The sequence below is a fragment of the Brevibacillus sp. DP1.3A genome (assembly GCF_013284245.2).
Taxonomy (GTDB): Bacteria; Bacillota; Bacilli; order Brevibacillales; family Brevibacillaceae; genus Brevibacillus.
Map to the genome: position 1 here is coordinate 1,826,747 of NZ_CP085876.1, position 11,201 is coordinate 1,837,947.

An 11,201-nucleotide genomic window follows, 5' to 3' on the forward strand; every position below is an offset into this window, starting at 1 on the left:
GGAAAGCTCAATATAATACTAATTATGTAAATGATTTTGCTATTTATCACAAAACTAATAAAACAAGAATGCGAAAGGGGAATGCACTTTTTTGCAGATATTATACAGTAGTAAAGCAATCTGTTCTCGATGTGGTATACCATAGATTTAATAGATTTAATAGATTTAATAAGAAATAATTAAAAAAGGCTAATTTGTTTTATTCTTACTCATCAGCCTTTTTCTAAATCGGAGGAATATTTTATATGAATAACCTACCAATATTTAAGTATCAACCAAATGCGTACGATATTGGAGTATTCAAAAAGGTCCCTGCACAAAATTGCAGTATTTGTAATAAAGAAACGGATTATATCTACGTGGGACCATTTTATTCAATAGACGAAGTTAAAAATGTTTGCCCATGGTGCATTTATGAAGGAACCGCTACTAAGCAACATAATGGTGTCTTACAGGCAGCAGTAGAATATAAGGATCAGTTGTTGTCCGTGACTTATGATGACGAAAATAATGAGTATATGTATTTTATGGGATACGATGAAGTCGAACAGTTTAAAGATGATAACCTAGAGGAGTTACTCTTTCGTACCCCTGGTTACATTTCATGGCAAGAGCCACAATGGTTAAGCCACTGCGATGAATTTTGTGCTTTTATCGGATACGTGAATAAAAGTGAGATATCAGCGACGAAGATAGATTTACGAGATGAAGAATTGTTTGCAATAAAGGAAAACTATGGTATTGATACTTTGGACCAAGTAAGTGAGGATTCAGGAATATATTTGTTTCAGTGTCTTAAATGCGGACAACATAGAGTTCATATTGATCACACATAATTTGTGAAAAGAATGATGTTACTAGCTACTTAGAGTTGTTTCAAGTACGTTATCGAAAATTTATTATGAATGGCTTATTCCAACCTTTCAACTAAGTTGGAATGAGCCTTTTTTGCATCTTCCAGCCATAGGTTTGTGTACAACTGATAGGGACAGTTGATAGGGAAGTGAGACACCTATGATGCAGAATACGTGCGCACCTCTATGACTTGGGGCGGAAGAAGATACGGTATGTGATTAACCAAACGCTGACCTACACAGGTTCTTATGGAACTGGAGGAAATTGGAGTAACCAAAACGTATTATGTATTTGAAGAAACTAAGAAATCAGCAACAGGAAAAGGAACTGCATAGGATATTTTTAATATTACTAGTTTTGAAAGGATATAAAAATGAATCAAGAACTAAGAATACTAATAAATAAACTTATTGGCGGTGAAATAACAGATCTAGAATTTTTGGATTTGTTCAAGGGAAATATAGAAATAACTAGCTACATTGACAACCTGTTAGAAGTTATTTGTAGAGAAAAAAATAAAGATGACCTAGGATTACTATTTTATATAGGATTTACATTTGATTTGTTTGATGAAAGACATTTGGAAATGTTAAACCAGTTAATTACTGAAGCTTGGCATAAGGCACATGAGGATATTGCTGGCTTGCTTCAATATTTTCAATCAAATTCATCGGTAGAAAGTCTTTATAAAGCAGCATTAACAAAATTTGAGTATCTTCATTACACAAATGCCCTTGCCGTAAAATGTATTTGGGCTCTAGGTGATATAAATACGCCAGAGTCTAAAGAGAAATTAGAACTCTTAAGTAAATCAAAGGAAAAAGAAATGAAAAAGAATGCTTTACACCAATTAAAAAGAATCTCAATAACAAAGTAGTGTAAAATTTACCAAAGTGAACACATTTATGAAATATTCGAAAAAGCGACAGGTGGTTTAGTTACTTGACGCTTTTTGAAATTTTTTATAATCCAATTTAAGGAGAGAGACTTCAAAAGTAGATATAACCGCAAATAATACCGGTTACAATAAAAATTGCATCCCCCACTAATCGATCAGGAAATTACAGAGTGGCAAATACAGAAGCTAAATTGAATAAGGATACGGATTCACCAGTACCGGCACCTGATAAAGCACCTGAAGGTTATATAAAGCATCATCATGAAGATGGAACAATAATGATTCTTGTTGAAAAAGTTATTCATAGGGAGTTTCCTCTTAGAAGATTAGGTGGAGTATTGGGAGTACAGTTAAAAGATGTTTCGAAAGGTGAGGAATATGATCGAATTATTAATCGGAAAAATAGATAAAATTAGTGGAATATTAAGTGACGACCCATTTAGTCTGACTTTTACGGACATTACTAAAAATACGAATGAAGCACAATTCAAAAATTCCGAGAATAGTCTTTTAAAAGATTATTACTTGATTACAGATCGATATGAAAGATTAATTGGAGGGGTTATCAATATTTTTGGTCAACGGCAAGTTGCCGATATTCAGTTTTATGTAGAGGAAATGCAAAGGTTTGATGGTGACTGGATTTGTATAGGAAAAATTGAAAGGTATCCTTTGTTCATTAATAAGGAAAATGGTCAAGTAACGTGTTTATTTGGAGATCCCTTAGATCAAAATTTTGTTTTGGAATCGTATGGAGACTTCTATAACTTCTTACTTAACTATTTTCTAGGGGAACAATATGGAGAAATTGGATTGAAGCTAGTTGAATCTGGAGGAAGTATAAATAGCGTTGGTTCAAAAGAGGATGAATGGTATAAAATGTTAGAAGAGAATGGTTTGTTAACATAGTAATAGTCTTTCAATACAACCAATAAACCAAACAATAAGTAACACTTTCATTTGATAAACTGCCAGAGGCTTATTCCATCTTAAAAGATGAAGAGGAATAAGCCTGTTTTCATGTCAAAGCAAGGAGACTCCGGTACCCTCTACTTTCCCCCTATACGAAGAATGAGCCATGGTGGTCAACTTCGTGAGAAAGTTGGTGGCAGCATAACCAAGGCGGGAAATCCCAGTCGAGTAGCTTTCCAATGAGTGACAATCCAAATCGACCCAGGCCTTTCCTAGTCTTTTTGTGTTTTTCCCAAATCCCACACTTTCCCCTTACTTTTCACGAGGTTATCCCGAACATTCCCGACGCTCATACGGTACGATTTGTTTGTAAGAAAGAAACCATATGAGACAGGGAGTGTTCACACATGAAAAAAATGCTTTCCGTATCTGTAATCGCAGCAAGCTTGTTGGCAACGAGTGCGGTAGGAGCTTTTGCGGCGGAGAAAGAAGGAAAAGGAGCAGGGTGGAGCAGCCTGCCTGAAGTTCAAGCGCTAAAAGCATTGCAAGTGGAGCAAAAAGCTTTGCAAGATAAACTAAAAGGACAATCGGAAATCAACAGACAAGCATGGGACGTTCTTTGGGGCGATGTGACGAGAGAAGTACGCGAACAGGTAAAAAGTGCATTGGAAGAAACGAAACCACTGCGCGAAGCAAACAAATCGTTGTCTGCTGAATTGAAAGAAGCGAAGAAAGCAAAGGATAAAGAAAAGGTAGCGAGCATCAAGGCTGAAATCGCCGCAAACCATACCGCCATCGAAGAAAAACTGGCGCATATCCAAACAGAATTGACCCAAGTAAAAGAGAAAAAAGCGTCCTTCAAAGAGATGAACCAAGAATTGAAGCCAATCCGCACAGAAAAGAAAGAGAACAAAGAGCAAGCAAAAGAACTGAAAGCAAATGAGAAAAACACAGTGAAAGAAGCAAAAGAAGTATTCAAGGCTGGTGACAAGGAGCAAGCAGCTGCATCCTTGCAAGAGGCTGCTGATCTGTTGAAAGAACTGATACAGGTACAAAGCGAGATTTTGGAGCAAAAGCAAGCGATTTCCGAGATTATTCAATAAGGAACGTCTACGAGAAGAGTGACAGCCCGAATCCTGTTATTGACTAGACAGATGTTCCCCCTCACATAAGAGACAGAAAGCCCGTTGCACGCCAGCGGGCTATTTTCTTTATGTTCACCCGGCTAAGTGTGACCGGCTGCAAGAATCACATCGGTTGAACCAGGCGCATGGGAAACGTCTGTCCCATTGATGATTCGATTCGTATCAAGCCATTCAGGACTAACGACCCATTCAAAAAATCCCAAATAATACCGATTGTAAGATTGTGTGTAAAATAATGGTCTTATTTGGAAGGGTGAATCCATTTCCCTAGGAGCATCGGAGGAGGGGGTTCATCTGGCAGGGAGGGGATACCATGAGCAATCGAACACTCACTTATGGAGATATACAAGTTTCGCCCTATGAATTTACTCATCTGCAAACGATGAAAGTCGTGAAAAAGATGAACGAGCATGCGCGACTGACGCTCACGGGAATCATTTCTGAAGAGCGAAAAGATAGCTACGTAAACCAGACAAATGCGCAAACACTGATCAGTGTGGCACTGGCGGATGAATCGGGCAAGCCGAAAACATGGTTCCAGGGAATCGTCTTGCGCGTCCATGTCAAAGCGGTACGCGGTATTTATTACTTGTCGCTGGAGGCAATTTCTCATACCTATTTGTTGGATGTCAAAACGAGAAAGCGTTCGTTTCAAAACCCGGCGATGACCTATGCAGGGCTCGTGAAAACGGTGTTGTCCGGGTACGGAAAAGCTGATTTTATTGACTCTGTTACGAACGGCAAGGCTTTGAATACGTTTGTCATGCAGTATGAAGAAACCGATTGGCAGTTCCTGAAGAGGATGGCGTCGCGCTTTTATACAGGTTTGATCCCGACAACGGCTTTTGACATTCCAAAGTTTTATTTCGGTTTGCCAAAAGGTCAAGATAAAGGAAAGCTTGCGGTTAGTCATTATACGGTGCATAAGCGTGTCGGGGATTATCAGAGTGATGCAGAGAACAAGGTTCCAGGAATCGATGACCAAGACTATACAGTGTATGAAGTGCAGAGCGAACGAGTACTGGAGGTCGGCAATGAGGTGAACTTCAAGTCCAGACCACTTGTCGTCGGAGAAGCGGTCACGGAGATGAAGGAAGGTATTGTCACGCATACATACAAGCTTTATCCACGCCTAGGTCTGGCGCGTAAGAAGCAGTATAACCATGCCATCATCGGGGCGTCCATCCAGGGCCGGGTGCTGCAAGTCCAGAAGGACAATGTGCGAGCCAAGCTGGATATGGATGATCAGCAGGATCAGAGCACGGCATATTGGTTCCCTTACTCCACCATTTATGCTTCCGAGGATCAAACCGGATGGTATGTCATGCCAGAGCTGAACGACCAGATTCGGATTTATTTCCCGAGCAAAAAAGAAGAGGACGGTATCGCGATCAGCTCTGTTCTCAAGGAAATCCCAGACGACGACAAACCAGCGCCCAAGCAGAAATCCTCACGGAAAAGCAGTTCAGGAGGAGGTGGAGGTGGCGGTGGAGACCGGATGAAGGACCCTGCTGTAAAAACGTTTCGTACCAAGTATGGCAAGGAAATCGTACTGGCTCCAGACAAAATTGTGATCACGACAGGAGATATGTCGATTACGATCAGTGATACGAGCGGGATCGATATCCAGAGTAGCCAGAATGTGAACATTACAGCCGGTAAGGACATGAAACTGTCAGCTGCTTCTCTTCATATTAGTGCGGATAAAGTAGAACTGAGTGGAAAAGGAAATACAATCAAACTGGAAGAGAAGATCGAGATGAAAGGTTCGGAAATCAAGATGAACTAGAGGGGGCACTGACATCGATGAAGAAAGAGGAAGCGCTCCAGCATCTGCACGATAACATCTTCCTGCCAGCGTTGGCTGAAAGCGTAGCGGCACTCGAGCGCTATTTCCAGCAAAACAAGGATCAGCTCGTCCGGGAGTTCGTGGAGTCTTTTCGGCAAATACTCCAGCATATTGCCTTCATGCAGAACAATCAGGAGCTTCCCCCTGTCGGTTTTATTCACTACTCGTTACTTCGGACAACGGTATTGGATGGCACACACACATTTTTGATAGAGGCTTATACGGATCAATGGTACTGGGAGCCAGTGGATTGCTATGCACGGTACGATGCAGCATGGGCTTTGCAAGAGGTGTCCACGCTCATTTCGCTACTGGACGAACGCCGAAAAATGTACATGGGGATCATACACGCTGCTGATGTGGAGTATATGGTGCTAAAGGAAATCGAGCTTTTCTGTCAGTTTGTCACAGCGCTTTCACGAGTAGCGATTCCGGAGGTTATTAAGCTGCCTGAGTACCAACAGATTAGGAAAGCGGATCGTCTGTACATACGAGTGGGCGAATTCAAAGACATCAGCGAAGTGGTGTACGTAGAAGAGCGAATCAAGCGGGAGGAGAAGGAGTGCAGAAGCCTGCTTGGGCAACCGAAAGGAACGTTTTGCACCCATGAAACATTCGCCCACATGGATTTGCCGCGAAGCAATGTGGAGGCACTGGATTTGCGCTATTGCGATTTTAGCGGCAGTGATTTTACAGACAGTCAGTTCCGTGAGTGTGTCTTATTTGGAACAAGCTGGGTAAAGAGCAAGCTTCAACGCACTGATTTCAGCCATTCGCTTCTTTGTGATGCCAATTTTCGTCATGCTGACTTGAGCGGAGCCATCTTCTCTTATGCCGAGGGACAAGGAGTTAGTGCGGACGAGCTGCATCGTGTACCGGGCTTACTCGGTGTCCAATTTGCATATGCTGATTTGGAAGGAGCGGATTTTCGCCATTCTCGTCTGTATCATGCGAATTTTCATGGAGCGAATTTGCGGAATGCCGTTTTTTTCGAGAAGGACCGGGAGCGCTTTGCATTGAGTGAAGCACAGATGCAGCAGATTGAGTGGAAAACGGAATAAAGGAGGCGGGATGATATGCGCGATTATTATTTGCTAGCAGATGATGGACGAATAGCTCAAAAGGTCGTACCATCGGGTCTGGGGCTGCAAAAGGAAAACACCTTCGAGCAACTCCCTCCGATATCCGTTCTCGAGGTGAACACGGATGGGGCCCATACCTACACAGATTGGTTGGAAAAGCCGATGCCGATGATTTCGGAGCGGATGAAAACCATTACTGCCAAATACAATCCCAGCGTGCAATGGAAGCGCGTCGATTTGATCGACAGCGAAACCAATCTGCGAAACGTCTACTGGGCCATGCAAGTACCTGCTGTAGATTGCCTTTCAATGGAGACGGCATTTCATTTGAACGGAACTGTAAAGAGGCTTGTATTAGATACCGATAAGATAAAGGCACATCATTTCTTTAAAGTTCAAGGGATTTTGGAGCCGTATATCGTGGTGAGTCTGGATGCTGCGGAAAGCTTCCTTCGCAGAAGCTTGAACGGATTTGTTTTGCAAAAAGTAGAGCAGGCACTGCGGAGGGAGCTATGACGATCTACTGGGATGAAAAGATTTTGGATGTATGGAACAGCATCCAGACACGGCGTCAACTCGCTGAAATGGAAGAACAACAGGTGCAATTGACGCTTGCGGAGTGTCTGGATGGCGTGCGAAATGGCTACTTGGAGTACGAAGGACGCAGATTCGAATTCGCGGAGAATCTCCTCTTTGACGGGCAGCTCGGCATTCAGTTGCCCCATTCGATGCAGCTTATACCGAGGGGGCGCGGGTCAAATAGCGGAGGGAATTCTCAGCACGAGCAGATTTCCTATAAAGAGGAAGAGAGCGCGGTCATGCTCGGGATGAATCATATGGCACATCTGTTGCCGATGAGCGGAGTGGAACCGTTTGTGCAGGCGATGACAGCACAAGTCAAAAAGGCGCAGGCAGGCTTGCAGGTCGTACATCATGAGCTTATCGAGCTGGATGGATGCAGGATTGCCAGCAGCGAATTCATCATTCCGATTGAGGACAAAACCTACTATCAAATCTTGTTCGCGACATCGGTAAATGGGCGGGCACTACTCGGAAGCTTTCATTTTGAGTCTGAGGAAGTGCTCGTTTGGCAGCCTCTGGCTCATGCGTTGATTCGCACACTACGGGTAGAGAAAATTTGATCATGACATAACAGGGAGGTTTCGAATTGGAACAGCAGCAACATCCACAGCAATTGCAAGTGAGCGTGCCTGAAAATGAGCAGGTCATGTCAGTCAAGGATTGGTTGATTACTTTTTTAATTATGATGGTGCCCGTGGTCAATCTCGTGATGTATTTCGTGTGGGCATTTGGCAGTGAAGGCAATCTAAACAGAAAGAACTGGGCCAAAGCGAACTTGCTGATCTTAGGTGTTTGCATCGGGTTGTACTTGAGCGTTTTCTTTTTAATTTTGATCTTGGCATTCATTGGAGCTTCGGTTGAACAATAGCGAGAACGGTGGATTGGCAAAAAACGTGGAGGGTGTAAAATGGATCACCAAACGTATGTGGAAGGAAGCGTAGCGGAAAACGAAAAGGTCATGACAATGAAAGATTGGATTCTCGTCTCGTTGTTCATGATGATTCCGATCGCGAATATTGTTTTGTTATTTGTCTGGGCTTTTGGCTCAGATGGGAATCTGAATCGTAAAAATTGGGCAAAAGCCGGCTTGTTGTTAATGGCCATTCTTTTAGGTTTATACTTCGTCTTTGGTACGATAATCGCAATTATCACGTTTATTTTACTCGCCATGGAAGGGCAATAAGGGACGATACTAAGACGTCGATCAGGCATATTCCAACTCGAATCACCGAGGAGGAATATGCCTTGTTTTTTTACACGGAGCATTACACCAGTTTTGCTTTTTTGACGTGCTTTTTCATCAACAGATTGCCGAAATAGCAGCCGAGCAATCCGCCGACAAACGAAATCGAGCACATGATGAGAATCATACTGGGGGTTTCAAAGTAATAGAGCATCGCAGAAAGCTGCTCGGGTGTATAGCTTTTTTCCAAGGTCGCGAGATACGATTCGCGGAAGAAAATAAGCGGGACTACCCCGCAAAGCGAATAGCCGACATAAAAAACAGAATAGCTGATCGCATTGCGCACAGGATTCAGATAAGAGCCTTTTCCCCATAGGATCAGTTCGCAGATGAGTCCGATAACAGCTAAGGTAAGTAAGTAATTCGCGTAGCCAAAACCGACAAAATACAATCCAGTCAAGACAGCTGTAAAAAATAGAGCCCCAGGCTTGGCGATTTTATTAGACATGACCATATAAATCGGACCGTTGAGTAGGGCAGTAAAGCCGCCAACCAGTAAATGAGAAACAACGGTAATAATCGGGGCGATCGTCATCAGTATCAGCATGACGACGTTAAAGATCGCGAGCGTAATAATATCCCGCATGGTCCATCTGCCGCTTTGGGCAGCTAATGATGTTTGGGCTTGCATGTAACATCCTCCCTCAGACATAGGTAGCCGATCTGCTTGACTAACTCTCTCTACTAGCGATCCCCCTTTTGTAGGAATGCTGGAAAACAGTTTGCTAGCTGTACGCACGGTTGTCAGCATAAGAACACAATATTGATAATGAGAATCGTTGTCAAAATAAAAAAAGCTCAAATTTCAATATTTTGGGATATTTTTCGAGCTTTTTCGCCTATTATCTCCGTATTTTTCCGTTTTTCTTGAACAATCGCCAAAATATTACAAGTTGGAGGATCCGCAAAATAATCATTCTGGTGAACGTAGGACGAGTAAATCAGGGATAATCGCGGAAATGTACCAGAAAACGGAAAAAGAGGGGCTTGTATCTATTTGGCAAGGTTGCATGAGAATCATTATCATGTTCGTTGTATTAAGCGTTTAAGCAAGAGACGAAATGGAGGAGTACATATGAGCATGAATACGATAGCGAAATCATGGCTGCTAGCTCAGCCGCAAGCAAAAGACAGCGTTCGCCTGTTTTGTTTTCCTTACGCAGGGGGAGGGGCCTCGATTTACAGGGGATGGGCACAGGCTTTTCCCAGTGATGTTGGAGTTTACCCACTTCAGCTACCAGGGAGGGAAAACAGAATTGCCGAGCGAGCTTACTCAGATATGGGAGCACTGGTGGAAGAGCTGGCCCAAGTGATTCATCCGTATTTGGATCGCCCGTTTATTTTTTTCGGTCACAGTATGGGAACGCGAATTGCCTTTGAGCTGGTACGTATCTTACGGAGCAAATGGGGGCGTCTTCCGCTTGGCCTCATCGTTTCAGGAGGACGAGCTCCACACTTCCCGGAGCCGAAGCCTATTTACCATTTGCCTGATGATGAATTTGTCGCAGCGCTGCGACGCTTTTCCGGGACACCAGAGGCGATCCTGCAAAGCAAGGAGCTCATGCAGTTGTTCATGCCGCTATTGCGTGCGGACTTTACCCTCGACGAAACCTATGTGTATGCCGAGGAGCCCCCGCTTGATTGTCCGATTGCTGCGTATTGCGGGACAGAGGATGAGGAAGCCACGCAGGAAGAAATGGAGGCTTGGGCTAGCCATACAAGTGCCGGATTTACGTTGGAAATGGTAAACGGGGGACATTTTTTCCTGACGACAAACAAAGAGGTGCTTCTGCAATCGGTAACTAAAATGATCGGACAATACCGGAGTGCGGTAGCAGGAAAAGGGGAGCACTAACGGGATGCAGCATATGCAGCAGGTGCGAATAACCCACTTGTCTGAGAGGACAAAATCAGCTCTGGAGGAATCGTCTTCGTTGTTACTGGCTAAAGGGGAAGTACATATTTGGTTGACGTCTATGCAAGCATGGGAACACAGTATGCAGGAGCTGGAAAGTATGCTGTCTGTCGAAGAACTCGATAAACGGGAACGATTTCATTTCCACGCAGACAGGGAACGCTATGTTGTCGCACATGGACTGCTGAGAAAAATGATTGGGCGGTACCAAGGGATTTCTCCCCGCGCGGTTCAATGGGAGTACAATTCGAACGGGAAACCGTTTTTATGTGGACCAAACAGTGATTCCGAAGCACTTTTTTTCAATCTGTCGCATTCGCATGAGCTTGTGGCGGTCGCTTTATCACGCGATCGCCTTCTCGGCCTTGACGTGGAGCAATTGCGACACATCCCGGAAATGGAACAGCTCATGAGCTACTTTCACCCTGTGGAGCGAGAGGGAATCTTGCGTTTACCTTCTGATGAGCGGCAGCAGGCTTTTTTTGATTGCTGGACACGCAAGGAGGCTTTTGTCAAAGCGACAGGGGAGGGCCTGAGCCGTCCTCTCGATTCTTTTTTCATGGAAAAACAGGATGGCAGCTTCACGGTAAATGGAGATGGAGTCAGGAGCGGGGATTGGAAAGTTTACGGGTTTACGCCTGCCAGAGGCTATGCGGGAGCAGTTGCAATCGGGATAGGTAGACCGTAAATCGGAGTCCTTGAAACGAGAATCATCTATTA

Annotated in this window: 14 protein-coding genes; 13 read left to right on the top strand and 1 reads right to left on the bottom strand. The window is 43.7% G+C overall.

Annotated features, from left to right (window positions below; translation table 11 throughout):
- The first annotated feature begins 245 nt into the window (after positions 1–245).
- The 11 genes from HP399_RS08480 (at position 246) to HP399_RS08530 (ending at position 8,506) form a co-directional block, all read left to right on the top strand.
- Positions 246–836, top strand: a complete 591-nt coding sequence (locus HP399_RS08480; RefSeq protein WP_173618728.1) for a CbrC family protein — start codon at positions 246–248, stop codon at positions 834–836.
- Between the two features lie 392 nt (positions 837–1,228).
- On the top strand, positions 1,229–1,732 hold the full coding sequence (locus HP399_RS08485; RefSeq protein ID WP_173618727.1) for a hypothetical protein: 504 nt from the start codon (positions 1,229–1,231) through the stop codon (positions 1,730–1,732).
- A 191-nt stretch (positions 1,733–1,923) separates the two neighbouring features.
- Entirely contained in the window at positions 1,924–2,163 is a 240-nt protein-coding gene (locus tag HP399_RS08490; protein WP_173618726.1) for an HNH endonuclease family protein, read from the top strand.
- Positions 2,132–2,662, top strand: coding sequence for a hypothetical protein (locus HP399_RS08495; protein ID WP_173618725.1), 531 nt, complete (start codon positions 2,132–2,134; stop codon positions 2,660–2,662). Before HP399_RS08490 ends, HP399_RS08495 begins: the two co-directional genes overlap by 32 nt.
- Positions 2,663–3,072: 410 nt before the next feature.
- Positions 3,073–3,768 carry a hypothetical protein gene (locus HP399_RS08500; RefSeq protein ID WP_173618724.1) on the top strand — a complete coding sequence of 232 codons (696 nt, stop codon included), beginning with the start codon at positions 3,073–3,075 and terminating at the stop codon, positions 3,766–3,768.
- Between the two features lie 355 nt (positions 3,769–4,123).
- On the top strand, positions 4,124–5,599 hold the full coding sequence (locus HP399_RS08505; protein WP_173618723.1) for a contractile injection system protein, VgrG/Pvc8 family: 1,476 nt from the start codon (positions 4,124–4,126) through the stop codon (positions 5,597–5,599).
- A 17-nt stretch (positions 5,600–5,616) separates the two neighbouring features.
- Complete coding sequence (locus HP399_RS08510) at positions 5,617–6,720, top strand: pentapeptide repeat-containing protein (protein WP_173618722.1); 1,104 nt, start codon at positions 5,617–5,619, stop codon at positions 6,718–6,720.
- Positions 6,721–6,735: 15 nt separating this feature from the next.
- Positions 6,736–7,257: an imm11 family protein gene (locus tag HP399_RS08515; RefSeq protein WP_173618721.1), complete on the top strand. Its 522-nt coding sequence runs from the start codon at positions 6,736–6,738 to the stop codon at positions 7,255–7,257.
- Positions 7,254–7,883 carry a hypothetical protein gene (locus HP399_RS08520; RefSeq protein ID WP_173618720.1) on the top strand — a complete coding sequence of 210 codons (630 nt, stop codon included), beginning with the start codon at positions 7,254–7,256 and terminating at the stop codon, positions 7,881–7,883. The genes HP399_RS08515 and HP399_RS08520 overlap by 4 nt, the downstream gene beginning before the upstream one ends.
- Before the next feature lie 26 nt (positions 7,884–7,909).
- The gene (locus HP399_RS08525) at positions 7,910–8,191 is read left to right on the top strand and encodes a hypothetical protein (protein WP_173618719.1); all 282 of its coding nucleotides are present in this window, start codon (positions 7,910–7,912) and stop codon (positions 8,189–8,191) included.
- Between the two features lie 39 nt (positions 8,192–8,230).
- Positions 8,231–8,506: a hypothetical protein gene (locus HP399_RS08530; RefSeq protein ID WP_173618718.1), complete on the top strand. Its 276-nt coding sequence runs from the start codon at positions 8,231–8,233 to the stop codon at positions 8,504–8,506.
- An 82-nt stretch (positions 8,507–8,588) separates the two neighbouring features.
- Here the strand turns inward: HP399_RS08530 and HP399_RS08535 are convergent, their stop codons facing one another.
- Positions 8,589–9,197 (bottom strand): MptD family putative ECF transporter S component, encoded by a 609-nt coding sequence (locus HP399_RS08535; protein ID WP_173618717.1) that lies wholly within the window; start codon positions 9,195–9,197, stop codon positions 8,589–8,591.
- Between the two features lie 450 nt (positions 9,198–9,647).
- Here HP399_RS08535 and HP399_RS08540 point away from each other — a divergent pair, with 450 nt between their 5' ends.
- Together HP399_RS08540 and HP399_RS08545 are read left to right on the top strand one after the other, a co-directional pair.
- Positions 9,648–10,421 (top strand): thioesterase II family protein, encoded by a 774-nt coding sequence (locus HP399_RS08540; protein ID WP_228088484.1) that lies wholly within the window; start codon positions 9,648–9,650, stop codon positions 10,419–10,421.
- A gap of 4 nt (positions 10,422–10,425) precedes the next feature.
- Positions 10,426–11,169: a 4'-phosphopantetheinyl transferase family protein gene (locus tag HP399_RS08545; protein WP_173618715.1), complete on the top strand. Its 744-nt coding sequence runs from the start codon at positions 10,426–10,428 to the stop codon at positions 11,167–11,169.
- The last annotated feature ends 32 nt before the right edge of the window (positions 11,170–11,201 follow it).